The following is a 25,576-nucleotide window of genomic DNA, read 5'->3' as shown; positions in this document are numbered from 1 at the left end:
CGGTGCGGCTCAGCCGGCTCGGTTCAGTCGGCACGGATATGGGCCGAGCGGATCAGCCCGTCCCACTTCTCGTACTGCGTGCGCATATAGGCGCCGAACTGCTCCGGCGTGGAGGGGAACGGCACGGTGCCCTGCTGGGCGAGCCGCGCGGCCAGGTCGGGCTGGCGCAGCGAGGCCACGATGTCGGCATTGAGGCGATCGATCACCGCGCGCGGCGTCCCGGCCGGCGCCGCCACGCCGAACCAGGCGGTCAGCTCGTAGCCCTTGACGCCGGCCTGCGCCAGCGTCGGCACGCCCGGCAACTGGTCGGACGGCCGCTCGGTGGTGACGGCCAGCGCGCGCACGCGGCCTTCGCGCACGAAGGGCAGCGCGGTGGAGATGCTGTCGAACATCATGGTGATGCGCCCGCCCAGCAGGTCGGTCATCGAGGCGGCGCTGCCCTTGTAGGGCACGTGGCGGATGTCGACGCCGGCCAGGTGGGTGAACAGTTCGCCGGCCAGGTGCGAGGACGAGCCGATGCCGAAGGAGCCGTAGGTCAGCTTGCCCGGGTCGCGGCGCGCGAGCGCCAGCAGTTCGTCGATATTGCGTGCCGGCACCGACGGATTGACCACCAGCACATTGGGCAGGTAGGCCACCGAGGCAACCGGGGCGAAATCCTTGAGCGGGTCGTAGCCCGGCTTGTCGTACAGGCTCTTGTTGACCGCCAGCGAGCCGAAGGTGCCGAACAGCAGCGTGTAGCCGTCGGCCGGCGCGCGTGCCACCGCCATCGCCGCGAGGTTGCCGCCGGCGCCGGGCCGGTTGTCGATCACCACCGACTGGTGCAGGCGCGCCCCCAGCGCATTGCCGATCTCGCGCGCCAGCAGGTCGGTGGCGCCGCCCGGCGGGAAGGGCACGACCAGGCGCAGCGGCTTGTCGGGGTAGGAGGCTGCGGCGGGCGCGGCGGCATGTGACGCCGCAGGCAGGCCGCCTGCGGCCAGTGCCAGCAGCGAGATTCCCAGCGCCAGCGCGCGAGAGGTCCAGCGGGCCATCGGTTTGTCTCCAGGTTGCGCGCTCGTTGCGGCGCGTCATGTCGTCATGCCCTCGGCTGCGGCACGGCATGCCCCGTCGGGGAGGCACCGCCGCAGTGTGCGGCAGGGCCTGCCCCCTTGCTATTCCGATTTGACTAAGGCCACCTTTGGCCTGGACGGAAGCGCCCGTCCCGCAAGGCCTGGCGGGCGATGGTTTCGCTGCTGCGAAGAGGCGCTTTGCCATTGCGGAAGAAGCGAACGGCACGCCGCCCATACAATCGGCCCACCATGGCGAGACGGCCTGCGCGCCGTCTCCGACACTCAGGGGACAAGCAGATGGATTTGCGTTTCACCGCTGCGGAACAGGCGTTCCGCGAGGAAGTGCGCGGCTTCGTGCAGGCCAAGCTGCCGGCCGATATCCGCGCCAAGGTGCTGGGCCACCAGCGCATCGAGAAGGACGACTACGTACGCTGGCACCGTATCCTGCACGCGCACGGCTGGGGCGCGCCGAGCTGGCCGAAGCAGCACGGCGGCACCGGCTGGAACGCGCTGCAGCGCCTGATCTTCGAGATCGAGGCCTTCCGCGCCGGCGCGCCGCGCCTGCTGCCGTTCGGCCTGACCATGATCGGCCCGGTGCTGATGAAATACGGCAGCCCCGAGCACCAGGCCCGCTTCCTGCCGCGCATCCCGACCGTCGAGGACTTCTGGTGCCAGGGCTATTCGGAACCCGGCTCGGGCTCCGACCTGGCTTCGCTGAAGACGCGCGCGGTGCGCCGCGGCGACAAGTTCATCGTCAACGGCCAGAAGACCTGGACCACCATGGCCCACTTCGCCGACTGGATCTTCTGCCTGGTGCGCACCGACCCCGAGGCCAAGGCGCAGGAAGGCATCTCGATGCTGCTGATCGACATGAAGTCGCCCGGCGTGACGGTGCGCCCGATCAAGACGCTCGACGGCGGCCACGACGTCAACGAGACCTGGTTCGAGGACGTGGAAGTGCCGGTGGCGAACCTGCTGGGCGAGGAGAACCGCGGCTGGACCTACGCCAAGTACCTGCTCGGCCACGAGCGCACCGGCATCGCCGGCATCGGCCACTGCAACCGCGAGCTGCGCCAGCTCAAGCACTACGCCAGCCTGGCCACCGATGGCGCCGGCCGTCCGCTGATCGAGGACGTGCGCATGCGCGACAAGATCGCCCGCATCGAGATGGACATCATGGCGCTGGAGATGCTGCTGCTGCGCGTGGCCACCGCCGATGCAGCCGGCCAGGGCCCCGGTCCCGAAGCCTCCATCGTCAAGATCCGCGGCTCGGAGATCCAGCAGGACCTCGCCATGCTGCAGATGGAAGTGGCCGGCCCCGACGCCTGGCCCTATGCGCCGGAGTGGCTCGAGCCGGGCGCCACCCAGCCGGTGGCCGGCCCAGACTGGGCCGCGCCCGCCGCCTCCACCTACTTCGACATGCGCAAGACCACCATCTACGGCGGCGCCACCGAGGTGCAGAAGAACATCATCTCCAAGATGATCATCGGATTCTGAAGGAAGCAGCGCACATGGATTTCACCTACAGCGAAGAACAGCGGATGCTGGCCGACAGCCTGCGCCGCTTCATCGATGCCGAGTACGGCTTCGAGGCGCGCCGCAAGAGCGCACGCGGCGGCGGCAGCCTGGACCGCGCGGTGTGGAAGGGCCTCGCCGAGATGGGCGTGCTGGGCCTGACCATCGACAGCGAATACGGCGGCTTCGGCGAAGGCGCCACCAGCCAGCTCGTGGTGCAGCGCGAACTGGGCCGCGGCCTGGTGCTGGAGCCGGTCACGCCCAGCAGCGTGATGGCCGCGGCGGTGCTCGGCGCCTACGGCAGCGCCGCGCAGAAGCAGGACTGGCTGCCCGCCATCGCCGCCGGCGAGCGCATCGTCACGCTGGCCTACCTGGAGCCGGGCACGCGCTACCGCCCCGAGGCGGCGCGCGCCAGCGCCAGCCGCAGCGGCGGCGGCTACGTGCTCAACGGCACCAAGAGCCTGGCCTGGCACGGCGAGGCGGCCGATGCCTTCCTGCTGACCGCGCGCGTCGCCGGCAGCGACGAGATCGCCCTGTTCCTGGTGCCGCGCGACAGCGCCGGCCTGAGCGTGAGCGGCTATCCGACCATGGACGGCCTGCGCGCCGCCGACGTGAAGCTGGCCGACGTGGCCGTGCCGGCCGACGCCCTGGTGGGCCAGCCGGGCGACGGCCTGGCCGCGCTCGACCTGGGCCTGTCGCACGGCATCGCGGCGCTGTGCGCCGAGGCCGCCGGCGCCATGGAAAAGCTGATCGAGATCACCGCCGAGTACCTGGGCACGCGCCAGCAGTTCGGCAAGCCGCTGGCCGCCTTCCAGGCGCTGCAGCACCGCGTGGCCGACATGCTGGTACAGAAGGAGCTCGCCATGTCGATGGCCTACGTCGCCGCCCAGGCGCTGGACGAGGCCGACCCGGCGCAGCGCCGCCGCATGCTCTCGGCCGCCAAGGTCACGGTGGCCAAGGCCGGCCGCTTCGTCGGCCAGCAGGCGGTGCAGCTGCACGGCGGCATGGGCATGACCGACGAGCTGGCGGTGGGCGACTACTTCAAGCGCCTGACCATGATCGACCCGCTGCTCGGCGACAGCGACTACCACCTGCAGCGCTATACGCAGGTGATGGCGGCCTGACGGCGCCCGCGGCGGGCCGGGAGGGCAGCGGCATGCACGCCGCGCCCCCCTTTTCCCCCTCCCCCGCGCCGATTGCCATCGGCGCGGGCCGGCACCATACTGTGCGCTATCGCCATCCCACCCGGGCGGGTTTCCGATGAGCCACGCGCACGACCATGACCATGAGCACGATCATGCCGATGAGCATGATCACGACCACGGCGGCAGCCCGCTCGCCGAGATGGACCTGCGCGTGCGCGCGCTGGAATCGCTGCTGGTCGACAAGGGCTATCTCGATCCCAAGGCCCTCGACGTCCTGATCGAAACCTACGAGAAACAGGTCGGCCCGCACAACGGCGCCCGCGTGGTCGCCAAGGCCTGGGCAGAACCGGCCTACCGGCAATGGCTGCTGGCGGACGCCACCGCGGCCATCGCCTCGCTCGGCTACAGCGGCCGCCAGGGCGAGCACATGCAGGTGCTGGAGAACACGCCCGCGGTGCACAACCTGGTGGTCTGCACCCTCTGCTCGTGCTACCCGTGGCCGGTGCTCGGCCTGCCGCCGGTCTGGTACAAGTCGGCGCCCTACCGCTCGCGCGCCGTCATCGATCCGCGCGGCGTGCTCGGCGATTTCGGCGTCTCGCTGCCGGCCGACACCGAGGTGCGCGTGTGGGACTCCACCGCCGAACTGCGCTACCTGGTGCTGCCGATGCGGCCCGCGGGCACCGAGGGCTGGGACCAGGCGGCACTGGCCGGGCTGGTCACGCGCGATGCCATGATCGGCACCGGCGTGGCGCTCGCGCCGTCTTCCATCGCCACGCAGGCGCCGGGAGCACGGCCATGAACGGCGCCCAGGACCTGGGCGGCATGCAGGGCTTCGGCCCGGTGCGCCCCGACCCCGACCCGCACCCCTTCCATGCCGACTGGGAACGCCGCATGCTGGCCATCACCGTGGCCATGGGTGCCTGCGGCAAGTGGAACCTCGACGTCTCGCGCGCCGCGCGCGAAAGCCTGCCGCCGGCGCAATACCTGTCCAGCAGCTACTACGAAATCTGGTTCGAGGGCCTGAAGCGGCTGCTGCTCGCCAACGGCATGGCCACGCCCGCGGAGATCGAGAGTGGCAGGCGCCAGGTCGAGCCGGTGCCGGTGGCGCGCGTGCTGGCGGCCGACCAGGTCAGCGCGGCGATGCTGCGCGGCGGCCCCAGCGAGCGCCCCGCCCCCGGGCCGGCACGCTTCGCCGTCGGCGATGCGGTACGCACGCGCCAGCTCCACCCGGCCACGCACACCCGCCTGCCACGCTACTGCCGCGGCCGGCGCGGACACATCGTCAGCATGCATGGCGCCCATGTCTTTCCCGACACCAACGCCATCGGCCAGGGCGAGCAGCCCCAATGGCTGTACACGGTGCGCTTCGAGGCCGCGGAGCTGTGGGGCACGGACACCACGGCATCGTGCGTGCACGTCGACTGCTGGGAACCCTATCTGGAAGCGGTGGACGCATGAAGCCAAGCGAACTCGACACCCTGCGCGCCAGCCTGCCCGACCTGCCCTGCGGCAGCGAAGGCCCCGTGTTCGGCGCGCCCTGGCAGGCGCAGGCCTTCGCCATGACGCTGGCACTGCACCAGCGCGGCGCCTTCACCTGGAGCGAATGGGCGGCACACCTGAACCGCGCCATCCTCGACGCCCAGCAGGCCGGCGACCCCGATCTCGGCGACACCTATTACGAGCACTGGCTGACCGCGCTGGAACGCATCAGCGCCGAGAAGGGACTGGTCACCGACGGCATGCTCGAACAGCGCCGCCAGCAATGGGATGCGGCCGCGCGGCGCACGCCGCACGGACAGGCGATCGTGCTAGATGCGCCAACACCGATCGCCAAGCACACGGTCTTGGCTCCCTCTCCCCGCATGGGGAGAGGGCGGGGGTGAGGGGTGGTTCAGCAAGGCGCCACATCCAGCGAAGCCAACGGTGTGGTCCAGCACGCGAGCGCCCAGGCGAAGCCGTCGGTGTGATCCAGCCCGCGAGCACGGAAACGAAGCGGATGGTGTGATCCCAGCCACCACGGCACAGCCAGCGCCTGCCCTCTCCCCCGGCCCCTCTCCCGCACGCGGGAGAGGGGAGCAGACCAACGCGGTCACCCTCGCCTTCAGCTTCCGCTTGCCGCCGTGGCGCAGGCCTGCTTGTCCCAGCTGCCACAGCGCGCGGCCCAATCGACGAGGGCCTCCTTCAACCGTTCATAGCGCGAGAATCCGCTCAGGATGCTGGTCACGTCGCCGCTCAGGCGTTCCGTGCGGCGCGCCTGGACGGTGCCGTCGGCATCGGTGAAGGTCGCTTCCAGCGTCACCGCGCCGGTATCCAGCGGCAGGAACAGCGCGGCGGCCGAAAGCACGTTCAGCGCGGGGCTGACCGGCTGGACATCGTACAGCGCGACATCCATGCGCAAGGCGTTCTTCGCCGGCGCGGCCGGCGTACCCGACGTACCCGGCGCGGCCGACGTCTTGGCGAGTTGCTCCGCCAGCGCCGCGCGCAGCGTCTCGTAGCCGGCCTGGTCCTCGTCATCCAGCTGCGCGGGGCGGCGGATGTCGATGCGGCCGACTGCCAACCCGTCATAGCGCGCCGGGCTGAAGCCCGGCCGGCTGGCGAGGTGGAGCGTGCGGCTTTGCGTCACGAGCGACAGGGTACCGGCACTGCCGGCGGCGCCGGTGTCCGGCGGTGGCAGGCTGGCACAGGCCGAAAGACCGAGCGCGAGAAGGATGGCACTGAGGGTTTTGCTGGACATGCGGCATTCCTTTCAAGGTGAAAGACAAAATCGGCAAAGCGTTGATAACGCCCTGCCCGCTGCCGGCGCGTCGCCGGATGGCGCGCGCACGCTGCCGCACAGCCTGGCCGGTAAGGCCTGGCTGCGTGGTGGCAATGGAATACGGCGAGAAAGACCTGGCGCCCTGAATCAGGAATACCTTGACTCAGTCCGCCGACGAGCCGCGCGCTGCCTTCCTGGCCCGGTGCGGCCTCTCGACAGCCTTGATGCTTCGACGAATCAAGACCCGGGCCACAAGGCAGGCTGCAAGCGGGCTACAGGCGGCCCGACGACCGGCGCCCGGCCCCCGTCCCGGCGCGGCCGGCGGTGAACTGCAATCACCAGGCGAGCGGGCAAGGGCATAACGCGGCGTATGTTAGCGGGCGGCTGGCGCGACTGACAATTGGATTTATTGATTTTAAAAAATATTTTTCCGATTGATTGACAGACACAATAATGTCTGTACAGCCTGCAGCCGAATAAAAGGGAAAATAAATTAATCAGGAAATATAAACCGGGCGGCTTTGTACACAGCTTCCGGTGATTATCAATGCTACCTTTTGTCGCAGGAGGGATGCAGGCAGGGTGTGGTGGAGTCCGACCGGGGCGGAGCGGCCGGCGGCAGCGCAGGGGAGCGCTGCCGCCGGCAATACCCGGGGCCGCGGGGCAGAATGCCGCGCCGGCAAGCGGACGGCCGCCGCTTCAGATCACCAGTTCGATCAGGAACGGGCCCTTGCGCTGGTTGGCCGAGCGGAACAGGTCGGCGAAGCTCTCCATGTCGGCCGCGCGCGCGGCTTCCACGCCCATGCCGTTGGCCAGCTTGACCCAGTCGAGGTCAGGATTGCCCAGGTCCAGCATGTCGAGCGCGGTCTTGCCGGGGTTGGCGCCGACGCCGGCCAGCTCGCCCAGCAGGATGGCGTACTTGCGGTTGGCCAGCACCACCACGGTGACGTCGAGCCGCTCGCGCGCCATGGTCCACAGCGACTGCAGCGTGTACATGCCGGAGCCGTCCGCCTGCAGCGCCACCACGCGCCGTCCGGGCACGGCCACGGCGGCGCCGGTGGCCAGCGGCAGGCCGTCGCCGATGGCGCCGCCGGTGAGTTGCAGCCAGTCGTGCGGGGCCGCATGCACGGTGCCGGGATAGAAGGCACGGCCGAAGCTGACGCTCTCCTCCACCACCACCGCCTGTTCGGGCAGCAGCGCGGTCAGCGTCTGCGCCACCGCCTCAGAGGTCACCGCGCCGCGCGCGATCTCCGCGCGCGGGCCACCGGCCGACGGCTGCACCTTGGGCGCGCCGAGCTCATCCGCCAGCCGCGCCAGGGCTTCGCCGAGGTCTTCCTCGGGACGCGCCAGCACGTGGATGACCGCATCCTCGGGATAAGGGCGCGGCGACTGGCCGGGATAGGCAAAGAAGGTCACGGGCGGCGGCGCGCCGACCAGGATCACGTTGCGGATGCCGGCCAGCCTGGTGCGCGCCGCCTCGCCCGAATAGGGAATGCGCTCGACGGCGAGACGGCCGCGCCCGCGCGCCACGCGCGCGTTCGACATCGGCGTGATCAGGCGCGCGTCGGTGGCGGCGGCGATGCGGTGCGCATCGGCCAGCGCGGCCTCGCGCAGCGCCGCGCCGGCGAGCACGACCAGCGTGGGCTGGCCCGAACGCAGCACGCGCGCGGCCTGCTGCACGGCATCGGGCGAGACCTTGGGCACCGGCAGGTCGGGCAGCGGGGCGGCCACGCGGCCACCGGCGTCCCAGCACACGTCGGAGGGCAGCACCAGCGTGGCCACGCCGCCCGGCGCGCCACGCGCGGCCTGCACCGCGGCGGCGGCGTCGGCACCGACCGAGGCGGCGCGGGTGGCGGTGCGGGTCCAGACCGAGACCGGGCGCGCCCAGCCTTCGGTATCGGCGGTCAGCGGCGCATCGAGCGGACGGTGATAGGTGGCCTGGTCGCCGACGATATTGACCACCGGCGTGTTGGCCCGGCGTGCGTTGTGCAGGTTGGCGAGACCGTTGGCCAGGCCGGGGCCGCAGTGCAGCAGCGTCGCCGCCGGCTTGTCGGCCATGCGCGCGTAGCCGTCGGCGGCGCCGGTGACCACGCCCTCGAACAGGCCGAGCACGCAGCGCATGCCGGGAATGCGGTCGAGCGCCGCGACGAAGTGCATCTCGCTGGTGCCGGGGTTGGCGAAGCAGGTGTCGACGCCGCTGGCCAGCAGGGTCTTGACCAGGCTTTCGGCGCCATTCATCGGTTCGTTGGTGTCCATGTTGTTCTTGCGGTGGTAGGTGGGAGGGAGGAAAAGCCAAGCTCGGCCGGGCGCGAACGCGCCTCAGGGGCGTGCGCCCCCGGGATCGAGCAGGTCGAAATCGAGGCAGACATACTCGGTCGGGAATTCGATGCGGGCGTAGTAGACGATCACGTCGTCGACGCAGGCATAGCGCCGCAGTTCGGCCAGCGGCGCACCCACCGGCAGTTGCAGCCGGGCGGCGGAGTCGGCGCCGGCGGCAACGATCTGCAGCCGCTGGCGGGCGGCGTTCACCTGCAGCCCCGGGAAGCGGTCCAGCACCGGCACCGAGGCGCCCTGGCGGAAAGCCTCCGGGTCGCGCGCGAACACGCCCGCCTCGATGAACACCTCGCCGATGGCGAAGGGCCGCCCCTGCTGCGTGTGCAGGCGGCGCAGGAAGCGGTAGGCCGGGGCACGCGCGGCCGCGCACGGCATGCCGAGCTCGGCCGGCAGGGCCACCTCGCCGTCCGACTCATGCAGCGCCTGCGTGGCCAGCCGCTCGCCCACCGCCACCGCCTGGTGCCAGCTGGTCGGCAGGTTCAGCGGCCGCCGTTCGCGGCAGCGTGCCTTGACAAAGGTGCCCTGCCCGCGCGCCCGCTCGATCAGCCCCTCATCCTCCAGCACGGAGAGCGCGTTGTGCATGGTCATGCGGGCCACGCCGAACTGCCGGCTCAGCGCATCGAGCGAAGGAATGCGCTGCGCCAGTGCCCACTCGCCGCTTTCGATGCGGCGCCGGAAGATGGTGGCGAGCTGCAGGTAGACCGGTTCGCGGCTGCGCGACAGCAGGTCGTTGGCGGGTGGTTGCGGCGGCAAGGGATGGTGGCCCGGGATGGCGTGGTGTGGTGCGGCGTGGCGCGGCCCGGCGCGGAACAGCGTCCGCACCGCAGCCCGGCAACTCCGGATGACCCCTCACTCTATTAAGGTCTACATACCTAGACCACTAGGGTTAACCGCAGGACCGGCCCGCCGGCGCGGCGGCGGGCTCCGCACTTGTTCCCATTGTCCGAACCCGGGGCATGCATTAGGCTGGGCCTCCCCCTGGCACCCGCGCGGCCCTCCCGCACCGCCGCCGGCTACTGGAGACGCGATGCAGCCCCTTGACCCGATGCCGTCGCCGCATGCCACGCGCCTGACCGTGTCGAGCTTCGACCAGTGGCGCGAGATCATCGACACCCGCTTCCTGCCGCTGGACTATGCGCGCGAGTCGCACGGCCGCTTCCACTGCGAGGTCAGCTACGCCCGCTTCGGCGCCTGCGCGGTGGCGGACATGCAGGTCAGCGCGCACCGCGTGGCGCGCCTGCGCCGGCATGCCGAGGACTCCGATGCCGGCTTCTTCAAGGTCTTCTGGCAACTGCACGGGCGCAGCCGGGTGGCGCAGCGCGAGCACCAGGCCGCGCTCGATCCCGGCATGTGGACCCTCTACGACACTGCCCAGCCCTACAGCATCGAACTGGACGACGGCGCCCGCGCGATGGTGCTGCTGGTGCCGCAGGACCAGGCCTACGGCTGGCGCGACGCCGCCACGGCGATGGGCGGCCAGGCGCAGCGCGGCGAGGGCGCCGCGCGCATCGCCATGTCGGCGCTGGGCGCGCTGCTGCACGACAGCAGCACCGGCCATCCGCTCGACGCCCACGCGCAGCGGGTGCTGCAGGACTCGGTGGTGGCACTGATGGAGACGGCCCTGCGCAGCGGCGGCAGCGGCGGCGGCGGCCAGCCCGCGCTGGCGCCCTCGCGCGCCGACGAAGCGCGCCTGCAGCGCATCCACGAACTGGTGGACGCGCGCCTGCACGAGCCCGAGCTGTCGGCCCAGCACCTCGCGGCCGCGCTCAATATCTCCCGCCGCACGCTCTACAACCTGTTCCGCGAGATCGGCCAGACCCCGCACGCCTATATCCAGTCGCGCCGGCTGCGGCAGGCCGCGCTGCGGCTCGCGCAGGACGGCGGGGTGCAGCGCAGCATCACCGAAGTCGCCTTCGCGCTCGGCTTTGCCGACGCGGCCCACTTCAGCCGCGTGTTCCACGAGCGCTTCGGCATGAGCCCGTCGCAATGGCGCCAGCGCCACGCCGCCACGCGCGCCTGAGGTGGCACGCACGGCGCGCGGGCATCGTTGCACGCAGCGGCAAGCGGTGTGCACCGGCAGGCAAGCCAGCGCCGCGAGCGGGTGCTACTTTTGCCGTTCCCGAACAGGCACATGCCGAGAACGACAGGAGACAGAGATGAACGCACCGATGCAGGGACACCAGGGCCTGGAGCGGGCCATCCGCAATGCCATGCTGATCGACGGCGCCTGGTGCCAGGCAGCCAGCGGCGAGACCTTCGCCGTGTTCGACCCCGCCAGCGGCAGCGAGATCGCGCGCGTGCCGGCGGGCGCCCAGGCCGACATCGATGCCGCCGTCGCCGCGGCGCGGCGCGCCTTCGAGGGCGCGGCCTGGCGCGACACGCTGCCGGCCCAGCGCGAGCGCCTGCTGCTCAAGCTGGCCGACCTGGTGGAGCAGCACGGCGAGGAACTCGCGCGCCTGGAGACGCTGAACAACGGCAAGCTGCTGGCCCATTCGCAGGGCATGGAAGTGCCCGGCGCGGTGCAATGGCTGCGCTATATGGCGGGCTGGGCCACCAAGATCGAGGGCAGCACGCTGGAGGTCTCGGTGCCGTTCCCGCCGGGCACCCGCTACAGCGCGATGACGCGGCGCGCGCCGGTCGGCGTGGTGGGCGCCATCGTGCCGTGGAACTTCCCGCTGCTGATGGCGGTGTGGAAGATCGCGCCGGCGCTGGCCTGCGGCTGCACGGTGGTGCTCAAGCCCGCCGAGGAGACGCCGCTGACCGCGCTGCGCCTGGGCGAACTGGCGCTGGAAGCCGGCTTCCCGCCGGGCGTGCTCAATGTGGTGACCGGCGACGGCGTGCCCGGCGCGGCGCTGGTGGCCCACCCCGGCGTGGACAAGATCACCTTCACCGGCTCGACCGAGGTCGGCCGCCTGATCGGCGCGCGCTGCGGCCAGGACATCCGCCGCGTGGCGCTGGAGCTGGGCGGCAAGAGCCCGGTGATCGTGCTCGACGACTGCGATCCGGCCATGGCCATCCAGGGCGCGGCCGGCGCCATCTTCTTCAACCAGGGCCAGGTCTGCACGGCCGGCTCGCGCCTGTACGTGGCACGCAGGCACTACGAGCAGGTGGTCGAGGGCCTGGGCCGGGTGGCCGACGCCACCGTGCTGGGCTCGGGCTTCGACCCCGCCAGCCAGATGGGCCCGCTGGTGTCGTCGCGCCACCGCGACAAGGTGATGGGGCTGATCGGCGGCGGCCGCGCCGAAGGCGCGGAGATCGTCGCCGGCGGCACCGCGCTGGAGCGCGAAGGCTATTTCGTGCGCCCCACGGTGGTGGCCAACAGCGCCTGCAAGGACCTGACGCTGGTGCGCGAGGAAGTGTTCGGCCCGGTCGTGGTGGCCATGCCCTTCGACGATCCCGAGGCGGTGCTGGCCGAGGCCAACCGCAGCGAATACGGCCTCGGCGCCAGCATCTGGAGCAACAACCTGCGCGCGGTGCAGCGCCTGGTGGACGGGCTGCACGCCGGCACGGTGTGGGTCAACACGCACAACGTGGTCGACCCCAACCTGCCGTTCGGCGGCTACAAGGCCTCGGGCGTGGGCCGCGAGCACGGCCGCTCGGCCATCGATGCCTACACCGAGCTCAAGTCGGTCTGCATGGCCTATTGACGATTGACCGGCCGATCTCCGGCCGGTCGCCGGCTGCGCGGCGGCCGGCAGCTTTCCCCGGCGCTCCCCTCGCGGGAGCGCGGCAAACCCGCGGCACCGGGAGGACCGCGGTGCAGTGCCCCGCAGCCTGAGCAGTCCTGAGCAGTCCTGAGCAGTCGACCCGCGGCCGCTGCAGCCATGGCGGCGGCAGGCGCCGTGTCCGCAACGGGAACGGCGGCAAGAAGCAGCACGGCAACAAGAACAAAGACCGAACCCCAGGAGACATCATGACCCCAGCATCGCAGCCCGCCGCGCGGCGCCTCGCCCGCGTGGCCGCCATCGTCGCCCCGCTCGCCCTGGCCATCGCCGCGGCCCCGGCCGCCACGGCCCAGGACAAGGCGCCGGGCAAGGCCCAGGGCAAGACCCACGACAAGGCCGCGCGCATCCGCGCCGCCACCGGCGCCGTCGACGGCGCCTTCATCCAGGCCAATGCGGCCAAGACCGGCGACTGGCCCAGCTACGGCCTCGACTACGCGGAAAGCCGCTTCAGCAAGCTCAAGCAGATCGACAGCGGCAATGTGAAGCAGCTCGGCCTGGTGTGGTCCTACAACCTGGAGTCGACACGCGGGGTCGAAGCCACCCCGCTGGTGGTGGACGGCATCATGTATGTCACCGCCTCCTGGAGCGTGGTGCACGCCATCGACACACGCACCGGCCGCCGCCTGTGGAGCTTCGATCCCAAGGTGGACCGCTCGATCGGCTACCGCGGCTGCTGCGACGTGGTCAACCGCGGCGTGGCGATCTACCAGGGCAAGGTCTACGTAGGCGCCTACGACGGCCGCCTGGTCGCGCTGGACGCGGCCACCGGCCGCAAGCTGTGGGAGAAGGACACCATCATCGACCACAAGCACTCCTACACCATCACCGGCGCGCCGCGCGTGGTCAAGGGCAAGGTCATCATCGGCAACGGCGGCGCCGAGTACGGCGTGCGCGGCTACGTGACCGCCTACGACGCCGACACCGGCGAGCAGAAGTGGCGCTGGTTCACGGTGCCGGGCGACCCCGCCAAGCCGTTCGAGGACGAGGCGCTGGAACGCGCCGCCAAGACCTGGGACCCGGCCGGCAAGTGGTGGGAAGCCGGCGGCGGCGGCACGGTGTGGGACACCATGGCCTTCGATCCCGAACTGAACCTGCTCTACATCGGCACCGGCAACGGCTCGCCGTGGTCGCGCAGCCGGCGCAGCCCGGCCGGCGGCGACAACCTCTACCTGGCCTCCGTGGTCGCGCTCGACCCCGACACCGGCAAGTACGTGTGGCACTACCAGGAGACCCCGGGCGACAACTGGGACTACACCTCGACCCAGCCGATGATCCTGGCCGACCTGCAGCTCGACGGCCAGCCGCGCAAGGTCATCCTGCACGCGCCCAAGAACGGCTTCTTCTTCGTCATCGACCGCACCAACGGCAAGTTCATCTCGGCCAGGAACTTCGTCGACGTCAACTGGGCCAGCGGCTACGACAAGGACGGCCGCCCGATCGAGCTGCCGGCCGCGCGCGACGGCGCCAAGCCCTACGATGCCATCCCCGGGCCCTACGGCGCGCACAACTGGCACCCGATGTCGTTCAACCCGCAGACCGGGCTGGTCTACCTGCCGGCCCAGCACGTGCCCATCAACCTGATCGACGACAAGAACTGGACCTTCAACGGCAGCCAGCCCGGCCAGCCGCACGGCAACCTGGGCTGGAACACGGCCAAGTTCCTCAATGCCGAGCCGCCCAAGAGCCAGCCCTTCGGCCGCCTGATCGCCTGGGACCCGGTGCGCCAGAAGGCCGCCTGGACACAGGACTACGTCTCGCCGTGGAACGGCGGCACGCTGACCACGGCCGGCAACCTGGTGTTCCAGGGCACCGCCGACGGGCGCTTCCTCGCCTACGACGCCACCAGCGGCGAGAAGCTGTGGGAGACGCCCACCGGCACCGGCGTGATCGCCGCGCCGGTGACCTACCTGGTCGACGGCAAGCAGTACGTGTCGATCGCGGTGGGCTGGGGCGGCGTCTACGGCGAGGCGCAGCGCGCCACCGAGCGCAAGGGCCCGGGCACGGTCTACACCTTCGCCGTGGGCGGCAAGGCGCCGCTGCCGGCCTTCGTCGCCTACCAGCAGGGCGCGCTGCTGTCGGGCGTGAAGTACGACCCGGCCAACGTGCAGGCGGGCACCATGCTGTACGTCAGCAACTGCGTGCTGTGCCACGGCGTGCCCGGCGTCGACCGCGGCGGCAACATTCCCAACCTCGGCTACATGCACACGGCCTACATCCAGAACCTGGACAAGTTCATCTTCAAGGGGCCGGCGATGTCGCGCGGCATGCCGGACTTCACCGGCAAGCTGAGCATGGATGACGTGGAGAAGATCAAGGCCTTCATCCAGGCGACGGCCGACGCCGTGCGACCCAAGCCGTGAGGGAGGCGGTACACGCCGGCCGGCGTCGCCGCTGGCTGGCCGGCGCGCTGCTCGCCACGCCGGCCGCCATGCCCTTCGCCGCGGCCCCGGCCGCGGCCTGGGCCGACGAGGCCACCCTGTCGGACGTGGTGGTCAGCGCCAGCCGCGCCGAGCAGAAGCGCTTCGACGCGCCGGCCGCCATCGACGCGGTGACGCTCGACCCGCTCGCCTCGCCCACGCCGCTGGTCAACCTCTCCGAGGTGCTCGGCGGCGTGCCGGGCCTCAGCGCGCGCGAGCGGCAGAACTACGCGCAGGACCTGCAGCTCGCCGTGCGCGGCTTCGGCAGCCGCTCCACCTTCGGCGTGCGCGGCGTGCGCCTGCTGGTCGACGGCATCCCCGCCACCATGCCGGACGGACAGGGCCAGGCGGCCACCGCCGACCTGGCCAACGCCAGCCGCATCGAGGTGCTGCGCGGCCCCTTCGCCGCGCTGTACGGCAATGCCTCCGGCGGCGTGGTGCAGGTCTTCTCGCCCGATCCGCCCAAGGACAGCGCGACGGCGCGCGCCACCACCGGCATGGGATCGGACGGCCAGTGGATGGCCGGCGTCAGCGCCGCCGGCGGCACCGGCGCGCTCGGCGCCAGCGTCGATGCCTGGACCTTCACCACCGACGGCTACCGCGGGCACAGCGCGGCGCGCCGCCGCCAGCTCAACGCCAAGGTGGTGGCCGAGCCGGCCGCCGGCACGCGCGTGACGGCCCTGCTCAATGTGTTCAGCCAGCCGCTGGCGCAGGATCCGCTGGGGCTCACGCGCGCCCAGGCCGACGCCAACCCGCGCCAGGCCATCGCCCTGGCCAACCAGTTCAACACGCGCAAGCAGATCGAGCAGAACCAGGGCGGCGTGGTGGTCGAGCACCGGCTGGGCGCGCAGGACAGCCTGTCCTTCCGGCTCTATGGCGGCACCCGCCAGCTCACCCAGTACCTCGGCATGAGCGGCGCCGCGCCCAGCTCGGCCGGCGGCATCGTCGACATCGGCCGCAGCTACGGCGGCGGCGCACTGTCCTGGCAGCACGAGACGCGGCTGGCCGGGCTGCCGCTGCAATGGAGCGCCGGCCTGGAGGCCGACGGCATGCGCGACGCACGCACCGGCTACGTGAACCAGAACGGCACGCAGGGTGCGCTGCGGCGCGACGAGACCGACCGTGCCAGCAGCCTGGGCGCCTACGCCCAGTTCGACTGGACCGTGCACCCGTCCTGGCGCCTGGTCGGCGGCCTGCGCGCCAGCCAGGTCCGGCTCTCCATCGACGACCACTACATCACCGCCGCCAGCCCCGACGACAGCGGCAGCGCCGCCTACCGCCGGGTCAATCCCGTGCTGGGCGTGGTGTGGCACGCGCTCGACTCGCTCAACCTCTACGCCAACCTCGGCCGCGGGCTGGAAACGCCGACGCTCACCGAGGTCGCCTACGGCCCCGGCGGCAGCGGCGCCAACCTGGGGCTGCAGCCATCCACCAGCCGCCAGGGCGAGCTCGGCCTCAAGTGGCAGCGCGGCACCCAGCGGCTCGAAGCGACGGTGTTCGACGCCGACAGCCATAACGAGATCGTGCCGCTCTCCAGCGACAACGGCCGCACCACCTACCAGAACGTCGACGGAGTGCGGCGGCGCGGGCTGGAACTGGGCTGGAGCGGGCGCTTCGGCCCCGCCGACCGCTTCGGCGCGGCGCTCAGCTATACCTGGCTGGACGCCTTCTTCGGCCAGGCCTTCCGCAACGCCCAGGGCCTGCTGGTGGCGGCCGGCAACCGGCTGCCGGGCACGGCGCGCCAAAGCCTGGCCGCCGAGGCCAGCGTCGAGGCGCTGCCGGGGCTGGTGCTGGGCGCCGGCGTACGCGTGGAAAGCCGCGTCTTCGCCGACGACCTCAACACCCAGGCCGCGCCCGCCTACGCCACCTTCAACCTGCGCGCCGGCTATGCCTTCCGCGCCGCCGGCACGCGCTGGTACGCCTACGGGCGCCTCGACAACCTGGCCGACCGCCGCTACATCGGCTCGGTCATCGTCAACGAGAGCAATGGGCGCTACTTCGAGCCGGCGCCGGGGCGGCGCTTCTTCATCGGGCTGCGCGCGGAGATCTGAGCGCCGGCCCGGGCGGTCGGCGCAGGCCAAGGCCCAGGACCAGGCAGAGAACCAGGTGAGAAACTAGGCAAAGGCCAACGCGGGCGCGGTCGACGCGCCGGTGGCGGGGACGTCCGCCGCCACGCCGGCCGGCACCGCGAGCCAGGCGCGCACCGCCGCCTCGATCGCTTCGCCGCGCGCCTGCTTGCGCCGGTAGGCGGCACGCTTCTTCGACGGCACGGTGGCCAGATCACGGCGCGGCTGCGCCACCGGCACCGAGACATTGCCGCAGGGCAGTCCCTGCCCGCCGGCCTCGGTCCAGAAGCTCTCGTAGTCGGCCTGGATGGCGCGCGGCGTGCGGCGCTGGCGGCCGACATGGTTGCGGCGCGACACCGCCACCACGCGCTCGGCGCCGAGCGCGGCGCCCAGCGCCAGCAGCGCCTCCATCACGGCATCCTTGGGACGCAGCCCGTCGCAGGCGCGCGTCGCCTCGCGGATCGCGTCGCGGCTGTCGGGGCCGGCCGGCCCCTGCAGGCCGCCGACGAACAGCTCGATGCCGTGCTGGCCCTGCGCCAGGTAGAAGCTGAGCTGTGCCAGGCAGGTCCCGCGCGCGAGGTCCATCCAGTAGAAGGCCAGCTCGCCCTCCTTCGGATTGGGGCCGGAGTCGGCCAGGCGCAGCGCGTAGGGCACGTCGGGCAGCGCCCAGCGCAGGCCGCCGTCGAGGTAGATGCGCTCGCTGACGGCCGCCGGCAGCTTGTCGTGCATCAGGCGGTAGTGCTCCAGCAGCACGCGCGCGCGCTCGTCGAAGCCGAGCCCGAAGCGGGCCAGCGGGCGGAACGGCCGCTCCAGCAGCACCGGCCGCGCCGACGCCACGCGCCGCAGCAGGGCGCAGGATGCCGCCGCGCGCAGCCAGGACAGCACCGCCATGGCGCGGAAGGCGGCACGCCCGATCAGCTTGAGCCGCTTGAGCCACCAGCGGCGCACGCCGACCGGATGGCAGGCCGCCGAGACATTGGCCACGGTCCCCAGGTACCGACAATACAAAAGCGGGCCAGCCCAGGACGCCAGTCCCCTGGCGTGCGGCCCGCTGGCGAGCCATGACAGGCTCGACAAAGGTTCTTGCACGATTGAACGCTCCCCTGTTGCCACGGCGGGCGGTGCCGGTTTCCGGTCTGTTCGCCTGCCGCCTTGATGCGACACCTCAGATCCGGCGGCCTCCTCCCGGGCCGCCTGTCGCCGCGCCGCCACACCCCCGTTCAGCACCGGGATTTTTGTAACTGGCGCGGCACTTCTGTAATTGACTGTAACGCAATGAAATATATGGCGTTGACGGCGTGGACAAAAAATTACAAACCAACGCCCGGCCCCTGTTTCGCCCCCCTCCCTTCTTCGGTAGGGGCCGGCCGCCGGATGCGCGTCGCTAAGATGTGCTCGCGGCGGCGCTGGTGCGTCACTCCATGTCTGCCGTACAACACAAAGGACGGGGTTGCGCCGATCCGGCGCAGGCTATCCGAGCCTGAACACAACAAGAACGAAGGGATCTCGATGAAAGCAAACAGGGAGAACCGGCCGCTGGCCGGCAAGGGCCTGCTTTGGCCCGCGCTGGCGGCTGCGGTCGCGGCATTGGTTGCCTGCGGTGGTGGTGATGGTGGCAGCAGCAGCAGCAGCAGCAGCGGAAGCGGCAGCAGTGGCGGGAGCAGCAGCCCGGCACCCAACCAGCCGACCCAGGCCTCGCTGCAAGGCACGGCTGCCACCGGCGCCTTCATGGCCGGGGCCACGGTGACGGTCTTTGACGCCGACGGCAAGCTGGTCGGCACCCAGACCGCCGATGCCAATGGCGGCTACCGCTTCGACCTCGGCGACTTCAAGGCGCCGTTCGCGGTCATCGCCAAGAGCAGCAGCGGCGTCACCCATGTCTCCGTGCTGGCGGCCAGGCCGTCCAACACCACCGCCATCGTCAACACGACACCGCTCACCACCGCCATTGCCGCCCTGCTGACCGGCGGCGACCCGCTCGCCTTGACCCAGCCGGGCGTGCTCCGCAGCAAGGCCGGCAGCGAGCAGGTGCAGAGCGCCATCGCATTGCTGCGCCAGGCGCTGCAGAACGTAGCCACGGAGACCGGCCTGGATCCGGCCCGCTTCGACCCGATCGCTACGCCGCTGACGCGCCAGGGCGAAGGCGCGGACGCAGTCCTCGACTTGGTCAAGGTCTCGCTGACCGGCAACGGCGCCCGCCTGGTCAGCGTCGGCGTGCCGATGGGCACCGACAGTTCCCAGACCCAGCTCACGCTGACCCAGGATGCCCTCGGCAAGCCTGCCGCCGCCCTGCCCAAGCCGACCGTGAAAACCACGGCCGCCGATTTCGAAGCCATCCGCGCCGCGCTGCAAGCCTGCTTCGCCGGCAAGCCCGAGACCCGCCGGAGCGGCAGCACCGTGCTCGGCAGCTGCCAGGCGGCCTTCGCTGCCGACTACAAGAACAGCAGCTACAACCTGTCGGACGACCTCAGCGGCCTGTTCTCCCGCGACGACATGACCGGCGCCCGTTTCGGCACCCCGCAGATCGTCTTCCACGCGACCAATGCCGCCAGCCAGCCGACCGCCCTGCTGCGCCTGCCCTATGTGCGCAACGACAGCGAGAAGAGCACCGGCCACCTGACGCGCCTGGCCACCAACCGCGCCGCCGCCGGTGCCCCGGCCAAATGGGAGCTGACCGGCAACCAGCACGACTACGACGCCTCGGTGGCGCCGCGCATCACCCGCGTCACCGAGCTGAACCCGGCCGCCGGCGTGGTCTCCCGCTACGAGACCGGCCTGCGCGTGTTCTTCAACCCGAACCGGGGCCCCGGCGCCCAGGCCCAGATCGTGCGCGTGAGCGGCCCCGGCCTGCCGGCCGCCGGCGTGGTGCTGGCGCGCTCGCGCGTGTGCGGCACCAATGGCTACCTGTCGGTGCAGAACACCCGCGGCAGCCTCACCTATGCGGCAGACGATCCGATCTCGCCGAACAAGACCATCCAGACCACCGCCCAGAACACCACCCACGTGGTGCTGGCGGCCAGCCCGCTGCGTGCCGGCGACACGCTCGACTGGAGCCGCCTGGCTACCAGCGCGTCCTACCCGGCCACACCGCTCAGCGACGCGCAGTTCGCCGCGCTGCCGGAATTCGGGCGCTACCGCTTCGAGGTCTGGAACCGCCCCATCGGCGGCGGCTACTACGACGGTGCGCTGGCGGCCGCGCCTGACGTGGTCTTCACCACCATGGCGGGCAGCGGCGTGGTACCGCCCGCGCGCCTGGCGCAGCTGTCGTGGAACGGCATCGCCGCGGCGAGCCTGGGCTTCGTCACCGCCGGCAGCGACAAGACCGGCTTCCAGCCCACCGTCGACGTGGCCTGGAGCAACGATGTCACCGACGAGCCGGTCGACCAGGCCTCCGCCTTCGGTGTCACACCCGCTTCGCCGCTGCCGCAGCGCATGTATGCGCAGGCAAACTACCTGCCGCGCAATGTGAAGACCATCACGCTGAAGCCGGACATGGTGGGCTCGTCCGCGGGCGAAAGCTGCATCGGCGCCGGCTTCGCCGCCTTCAACCAGGCCGGCGACCAGCGCAACCTGGAGATCCGCTCCAGCACCGCGGACGATATCTACAAGTACGTGCGCGTGGTCGGCACGGTGCGCTGAGGCACAGCGAAGCCGCATTCCGGCGCGCGTCATGCGCGCGCCGCTACCGCCCCCGCGGCCCCCGCGGCGGGCGGCCGCAAGCGACAGGGCCGGCATTGCGCCGGCCCTTTTCTTTGTCCGGGGTTGCCGCGGCGCGCCCGCACTGGCGGCGGCTGTTCGCCTACCGAGCCGCGCGCCGCTCGGTGGCGAAATACGCCAGCGCCAGCAGCGGCAGCGCCAGCCCGAAGCGGCTCGCCAGGGTCCAGCCGCCGGTGGCGTAGGCCCAGGCACCGAGCGCCGAGCCGGCCGCGCCGCCGACGAAGAACAGAGCCATGAAGAGGCCGTTGAGGCGGCTGCGGTGCTCGGCGCTGAGCGCGAAGATGGCGCGCTGGCCGACCACCAGGTTGGCGGCCACGCCGAAGTCGAGCACGATGGCCGCCGCCGTCAGCACACCCAGCGCCAGCAGCGGGCCGCTCGGGCCGCTCGGGCTGATATCGCCGCAGGCAAAGGCGCCGGCGGCCAGCACCATGGCCAGCGCGGTCATCTGCCGGCTGCGCCCGCGGTCGGCCAGGCGGCCGCCGATCGGCGCGGCGATGGCGCCCGCCACCCCGGCCAGCGCGAACAGCGCGATGCCGCGTTGCGACAGGCCGAAGGCCGGGCTGGCCAGCCACAGCGGCACCGTGGTCCAGAACAGGCTGAAGGCACCGAACATGCAGGCCTGGTAGGCGGCGCGCCGGCGCAGCACGGGCTGCGTGGCCAGCAGGGTCGCCATCGAGCGCAGCAGGTCGCCGTAGCGCACCGTCGGCGACGGCTGGCGGCGCGGCAGCAGGCGCCGCAGCACCACCGCCAGCACGGCCATGCCGAACGCCGAGGCGGCGAAGATGGCGTGCCAGCCCCAGCGATCGGCCACCAGGCTGGCGACCGGGCGCGCCAGCATGATGCCCAGCATCAGCCCGCTCATCACGTTGCCGACCACGCGGCCGCGCGAGGCTGCCGGCGCCAGGTGGGCGGCGTAGGGCACCAGTACCTGCGCCGCCACCGAGCACAGGCCGATGGCGCCGGCGGCCACCAGGAAAGGCGCGGTATGGATGGCGACGGCGGCCAGCGCCAGGGCCAGCGCGCTGGCGCCCAGCAGCGACACGATCAGCAGGCGGTTCTCGACGATGTCGCCCAGCGGCACGATCAGCAGCAGGCCCAGGCCGTAGCCGAGCTGGATCAGCGTGACGATCAGGCCGGCCGCCTGCGGCGTCAGGCCGAGCGCCTGGCCGATCGGCCCGATCAGGGGCTGGGCGTAGTAGAGATTGGCGACCACCAGGCCGCAGGCGGCGGCCAGCAGCGGTGTCATCCAGGCGGCGCCGCCGACCGGCCCCGCGTGCGCACCGGCGGCGGCTGGGGTGGAAGACAAGGCGCTCTGGCAGGCCTGGCTGGCCTGGTTGGCCTGGCTGGTGTGGCAGGAGGAGGGGCTGGGCGAGGTCATGGCGGTCCGGCACGGGAGGGCGTCGCAGACAGCAGGCGCGTGCCCCGGCGGCATCCTTGTGGCAATGCAGCAAAGCACTGCATGATGCCTCAACTGCACCAAGCCTGCAGACGCGGGCGCGGCGCCCCGCCCCTCGTCAGGACCTCGTGATGCGGCGCTGCATCAGCCGGCCGCGCGCACCTTGACCTTGGCGGCCGCCTCCTTGGCGCGCTCGCGGGCGGTGTCGACGTCGGCGGCGTGCGCCAGGGCCACACCCATGCGCCGCTTGACGAAGCTCTCCGGCTTGCCGAACAGGCGCAGGTCGGTCTGCGGCACGCGCAGCGCTTCGTCGACGCCCTCGAAGACCACGGCCTTGGCGTCCACGCCACCGTAGATCACCGCGCTGGCGCCCGGGCTCTTGAGCGCGGTGCTGACCGGCAGGCCGAGGATGGCGCGCGCGTGCAGCTCGAACTCGTTCTGCCACTGCGTGATCATGGTCACCATGCCGGTGTCGTGCGGACGCGGGCTGACCTCGCTGAACCAGACCTGCTCACCCTTGACGAACAGCTCCACGCCGAAGATGCCCTGCCCGCCCAGGTCAGCGGTCACGGCGGCGGCGATCTGCTGCGCCTTCTGCAGCGCCGCCGGATGCATCGGGTGGGGCTGCCAGCTCTCGACGTAGTCGCCGCTGACCTGTATGTGGCCGATCGGCTCGCAGAACTGCGTCTCGACCTCACCGCCGGCGCCGCGCGCGCGCACCGTCAGCAGCGTGATCTCGTAGTCGAAGTCGATGAAGCCTTCGACAATGATGCGGCCGTGGCTGACGCGGCCGCCGGCCATGGCGTAGTCCCAGGCGGCGCGCACGCCGTCGGGGCCGTCGATCTTGCTCTGGCCCTTGCCCGAGCTGCTCATCACCGGCTTGACCACGCAGGGATAGCCGATGCCGCCGTCGATGGCGGCCTGCAGCTCTTCCAGCGAATCGCAGAAGCGGTAGGGGCTGGTGGGCAGGCCCAGGGTCTCGGCGGCAAGGCGGCGGATGCCCTCGCGGTCCATGGTCAGGCGCGCGGCGCGCGCGGTCGGCACCACCCGCGCCACGCCGGCCGCTTCCAGCGCTTCCAGCGCGGGCGTGGCGATGGCCTCGATCTCCGGCACCACCAGGTCGGGCTTCTCCGCCTCGATCAGCGCCTTGAGCTGGTCGGCGTCGCTCATGGCGATGGTGCGCGCATGGTGGGCCACCTGCTGCCCCGGCGCGTCGGCATAGCGGTCGACCGCGATGGTCTCGACGCCGAGGCGCTGCAGGGCGATCAGCACTTCCTTGCCGAGTTCGCCCGAGCCGAGCAGCATCACTTTGGTCGCGCAGGGAGAGAGGGGGGTTCCGATGTGGCTCATATCAGGTCTGTCTGCTCAGTCAGGTCGCCCGGGCCGGAGGATCCGCGCCGGGTAAAAGCGCGATTGTAAATCCTGCGCCGCCCGGCGGCGGCGTGCGATGGCCTGTCCGCGCATGCGCTCGGGGCCCGATACCCGTTGCGGAAGCGGTGCCCGGAGTCCTGGCGCCCGGAGTCTTCGATCCGCTGCGCAAGCCGTTCCAACTAGAACCTGCAGGTCCGCCCGCCTAAGCTCCAGCGGTCCGGCAGGTCGGCCGAGGGCGCCTGCAGCAGCATGGCCTGGCCGCAGCGGCGGCAGCGGTAGGTGTAGACCTTCTGGCCCGCCTCGTCGCGCAGCACCGGGCCGGGCACGAGGTCGCGGTGCGGCGGGAAGTGCCCTGGCCGGCCCGCCTGTTCATGGCATCGCTCGCATGGTGGCATCTGCTGTCTCCTTGCCGGCCCCGCGTCCCTCGTGCCGCACGGCGGCCGCCGGCAGTGATATGCGGCACCGCAACATTGATTATAGAAAAACTCTGAGAACCCGCTTCAGACAATGGCATGTCGTGTGATGCATTGCGCAATTCCAGGACCCGGGCGCGCCGCATCCGGCATCTGTTCGCCGCGTCGGCCGCCAGCAGGGAGCGGACGACAGCGGTAGCATGCGCGGTGACCCACACTGCCCGCCGCCGGCGGGCCCGACACGGAGGAGAACACGGCATGAAGCAGGAAGCGGTACTGGTGACAGGCGCCTCGAAGGGCATCGGCCTGGCGATCGCGCAACGGCTGGCGGCAAGCGGCCGGCATGTGGTCGGGCTGGCGCGCGGCGCGGCGGAGGCGGATTTCCCGGGCACGCTGCTGCCCTGCGACTTGTCGCGCGTCGACGAAACCGACGCGGTGCTGGCACAGGTAAGCGCCCGCTTCGACATCGTGGGACTGGTCAACAACGTCGGCCTGGTGGCGCCGCAGCCGCTCGGCGGCATCGACCTGTCCGCGCTGCAGACGGTGTTCGACCTCAATGTGCGCGTCGCGGTGCAGGTCACGCAGGCCTTCGTCGAGGCGATGCGCCAGCGCGGCCATGGCCGCATCGTCAACATCTGCAGCCGCGCCATCCTCGGCGCGCGCGACCGCACCGCCTACTCGGCCGCCAAGAGCGCGCTGGTCGGCTGCACCCGCACCTGGGCGCTGGAACTGGCGCCGCACGGCATCACCGTCAACGCCGTCTCGCCCGGACCGGTCGAGACGGAACTGTTCCGCCGCTCGCGCCCGGTCGGCAGCGAGGCGGAACGGCGGGTGCTGGCCGGCATCCCGATGGGCCGCATGGGCCAGCCGGACGAAGTAGCGGCGGCGGTGTGCTTCCTGCTGTCTGCCGATGCCGGCTTCATCACCGGGCAGGTGCTCGGCGTCGACGGCGGCGGCGGCCTGGCAGGGCGCTGAGCGCTGAGCACCAGGCCAGCCCGACCGGCCCGTGGCGGTCCACCCCCGGTGCCGCCGGCAGCCGTCCCCGTCCGGTACCGCATGGCCCCGACCGCAAGGCCGCGCCCGCCACTCTTTACACAATCTTTGCACCGCCGGGGATTAGATAGAGGTGTGGCGGGACGGCACGCCAGCCCCCGCCCCCCTCAAGAGGCTAGAGGCTAGAGGCTAGAGGCTAGAGGCTAGAGGCAAGACAAGCGCAGGCAAACGGGAGAGAAAACCATGCTCAAGGTACTGGTACCGGTCAACGGCTCGAAGCATGCCCTGGACGCCGTGCGGCACGCGGCCTTCATGTACCGGGACAAGTGCGTGTCCGATATCGTCCTGCTGAATGTGCAGGAGCCGCTGGAAGCGGGCCGCGCCGCGGCCTTCCACCGCCTCGACGCCCTGCGCCGGCTCGAGGCGCGCGATGGCGAGGCCGCCCTGCAGGAGGCCCGCCGCATCCTGGAAGACGCCGGCACCCCCTATGTCGCCCAGGTCAAGGTGGGCGACATCGCCCGCACCATCGCCGACACCGCCGCCGCCAACGATTGCGACGCCATCGTGATGGGCACCGCCGCGCGCTCGCCGATGGGCGCCCTCTTCGCCGGCCACCTCTCCAACCGGCTGCTGCGCCTGTCGCGCGTGCCGGTGACACTGGTCAGGTAGGCCGGGCGGCTGCG

At 71.5% G+C, this 25,576-nt stretch carries 20 protein-coding genes; 12 read left to right on the top strand and 8 right to left on the bottom strand.

Annotation, left to right across the window (positions count from 1 at the left end; translation table 11 throughout):
- Window positions 1–23 precede the first annotated feature (23 nt).
- Window positions 24–1,028, bottom strand: coding sequence for a tripartite tricarboxylate transporter substrate binding protein (locus tag BKK79_RS28290; protein WP_071016766.1), 1,005 nt, complete (start codon window positions 1,026–1,028; stop codon window positions 24–26).
- Window positions 1,029–1,343: 315 nt separating this feature from the next.
- Here BKK79_RS28290 and BKK79_RS28285 point away from each other — a divergent pair, with 315 nt between their 5' ends.
- From BKK79_RS28285 to BKK79_RS28265, 5 genes are all read left to right on the top strand, one after another.
- Window positions 1,344–2,543, top strand: coding sequence for an acyl-CoA dehydrogenase family protein (locus tag BKK79_RS28285; protein WP_071016768.1), 1,200 nt, complete (start codon window positions 1,344–1,346; stop codon window positions 2,541–2,543).
- 14 nt (window positions 2,544–2,557) lie between these two features.
- On the top strand, window positions 2,558–3,685 hold the full coding sequence (locus BKK79_RS28280) for an acyl-CoA dehydrogenase family protein (RefSeq protein WP_071039473.1): 1,128 nt from the start codon (window positions 2,558–2,560) through the stop codon (window positions 3,683–3,685).
- Window positions 3,686–3,821: 136 nt separating this feature from the next.
- Window positions 3,822–4,505 carry a nitrile hydratase subunit alpha gene (gene nthA / locus BKK79_RS28275; RefSeq protein WP_071039472.1) on the top strand — a complete coding sequence of 228 codons (684 nt, stop codon included), beginning with the start codon at window positions 3,822–3,824 and terminating at the stop codon, window positions 4,503–4,505.
- Window positions 4,502–5,164, top strand: a complete 663-nt coding sequence (nthB, locus tag BKK79_RS28270; protein WP_071039471.1) for a nitrile hydratase subunit beta — start codon at window positions 4,502–4,504, stop codon at window positions 5,162–5,164. Before nthA ends, nthB begins: the two co-directional genes overlap by 4 nt.
- A complete protein-coding gene (locus tag BKK79_RS28265) occupies window positions 5,161–5,589 on the top strand; it encodes a nitrile hydratase accessory protein (RefSeq protein WP_083384252.1) in 429 nt (142 codons plus the stop codon). The genes nthB and BKK79_RS28265 overlap by 4 nt, the downstream gene beginning before the upstream one ends.
- Window positions 5,590–5,807: 218 nt before the next feature.
- Here the strand turns inward: BKK79_RS28265 and BKK79_RS28260 are convergent, their stop codons facing one another.
- The 3 genes from BKK79_RS28260 to BKK79_RS28250 form a co-directional block, all read right to left on the bottom strand.
- On the bottom strand, window positions 5,808–6,440 hold the full coding sequence (locus tag BKK79_RS28260; protein ID WP_071039470.1) for a DUF3313 family protein: 633 nt from the start codon (window positions 6,438–6,440) through the stop codon (window positions 5,808–5,810).
- A gap of 720 nt (window positions 6,441–7,160) precedes the next feature.
- Window positions 7,161–8,699, bottom strand: coding sequence for an acetolactate synthase large subunit (locus tag BKK79_RS28255; RefSeq protein WP_071040412.1), 1,539 nt, complete (start codon window positions 8,697–8,699; stop codon window positions 7,161–7,163).
- Between the two features lie 81 nt (window positions 8,700–8,780).
- Window positions 8,781–9,548: a GntR family transcriptional regulator gene (locus BKK79_RS28250; RefSeq protein ID WP_198173427.1), complete on the bottom strand. Its 768-nt coding sequence runs from the start codon at window positions 9,546–9,548 to the stop codon at window positions 8,781–8,783.
- 274 nt (window positions 9,549–9,822) lie between these two features.
- On the opposite strand from BKK79_RS28250, the gene BKK79_RS39410 reads away from it, so the two are divergent.
- From BKK79_RS39410 to BKK79_RS28230, 4 genes are all read left to right on the top strand, one after another.
- Complete coding sequence (locus BKK79_RS39410) at window positions 9,823–10,815, top strand: helix-turn-helix domain-containing protein (protein ID WP_198173335.1); 993 nt, start codon at window positions 9,823–9,825, stop codon at window positions 10,813–10,815.
- 136 nt (window positions 10,816–10,951) lie between these two features.
- On the top strand, window positions 10,952–12,442 hold the full coding sequence (gene styD, locus BKK79_RS28240; RefSeq protein ID WP_071016777.1) for a phenylacetaldehyde dehydrogenase StyD: 1,491 nt from the start codon (window positions 10,952–10,954) through the stop codon (window positions 12,440–12,442).
- Window positions 12,443–12,708: 266 nt separating this feature from the next.
- Window positions 12,709–14,880: a PQQ-dependent dehydrogenase, methanol/ethanol family gene (locus tag BKK79_RS28235; RefSeq protein ID WP_071039468.1), complete on the top strand. Its 2,172-nt coding sequence runs from the start codon at window positions 12,709–12,711 to the stop codon at window positions 14,878–14,880.
- Window positions 14,877–16,988, top strand: a complete 2,112-nt coding sequence (locus tag BKK79_RS28230; RefSeq protein WP_071039467.1) for a TonB-dependent receptor family protein — start codon at window positions 14,877–14,879, stop codon at window positions 16,986–16,988. Before BKK79_RS28235 ends, BKK79_RS28230 begins: the two co-directional genes overlap by 4 nt.
- 63 nt (window positions 16,989–17,051) lie before the next feature.
- Here BKK79_RS28230 and BKK79_RS28225 read toward each other — a convergent pair whose 3' ends face one another.
- On the bottom strand, window positions 17,052–18,092 hold the full coding sequence (locus tag BKK79_RS28225; RefSeq protein ID WP_232346338.1) for a DUF535 family protein: 1,041 nt from the start codon (window positions 18,090–18,092) through the stop codon (window positions 17,052–17,054).
- A gap of 420 nt (window positions 18,093–18,512) precedes the next feature.
- Between BKK79_RS28225 and BKK79_RS28220 the strand changes: the two genes are divergently transcribed.
- Entirely contained in the window at window positions 18,513–20,642 is a 2,130-nt protein-coding gene (locus BKK79_RS28220; RefSeq protein WP_071039466.1) for an Ig-like domain-containing protein, read from the top strand.
- Between the two features lie 160 nt (window positions 20,643–20,802).
- Here BKK79_RS28220 and BKK79_RS28215 read toward each other — a convergent pair whose 3' ends face one another.
- The 3 genes from BKK79_RS28215 to BKK79_RS28205 form a co-directional block, all read right to left on the bottom strand.
- A complete protein-coding gene (locus tag BKK79_RS28215; protein ID WP_071040410.1) occupies window positions 20,803–21,966 on the bottom strand; it encodes an MFS transporter in 1,164 nt (387 codons plus the stop codon).
- 294 nt (window positions 21,967–22,260) lie between these two features.
- On the bottom strand, window positions 22,261–23,466 hold the full coding sequence (gene purT, locus BKK79_RS28210; protein WP_071039465.1) for a formate-dependent phosphoribosylglycinamide formyltransferase: 1,206 nt from the start codon (window positions 23,464–23,466) through the stop codon (window positions 22,261–22,263).
- A 200-nt stretch (window positions 23,467–23,666) separates the two neighbouring features.
- Window positions 23,667–23,882 (bottom strand): hypothetical protein, encoded by a 216-nt coding sequence (locus BKK79_RS28205; RefSeq protein WP_071039464.1) that lies wholly within the window; start codon window positions 23,880–23,882, stop codon window positions 23,667–23,669.
- Window positions 23,883–24,158: 276 nt separating this feature from the next.
- On the opposite strand from BKK79_RS28205, the gene BKK79_RS28200 reads away from it, so the two are divergent.
- Window positions 24,159–24,875: an SDR family oxidoreductase gene (locus BKK79_RS28200; protein WP_071016794.1), complete on the top strand. Its 717-nt coding sequence runs from the start codon at window positions 24,159–24,161 to the stop codon at window positions 24,873–24,875.
- A 261-nt stretch (window positions 24,876–25,136) separates the two neighbouring features.
- The gene (locus BKK79_RS28195) at window positions 25,137–25,562 is read left to right on the top strand and encodes a universal stress protein (RefSeq protein ID WP_071016796.1); all 426 of its coding nucleotides are present in this window, start codon (window positions 25,137–25,139) and stop codon (window positions 25,560–25,562) included.
- Window positions 25,563–25,576 lie beyond the last annotated feature (14 nt).

Source organism: Cupriavidus sp. USMAA2-4 (assembly GCF_001854305.1).
GTDB lineage: Bacteria > Pseudomonadota > Gammaproteobacteria > Burkholderiales > Burkholderiaceae > Cupriavidus > Cupriavidus malaysiensis.
Note: the sequence above shows the minus strand (reverse complement) of the source record. Positions and strands in the feature narration are given on the sequence as shown.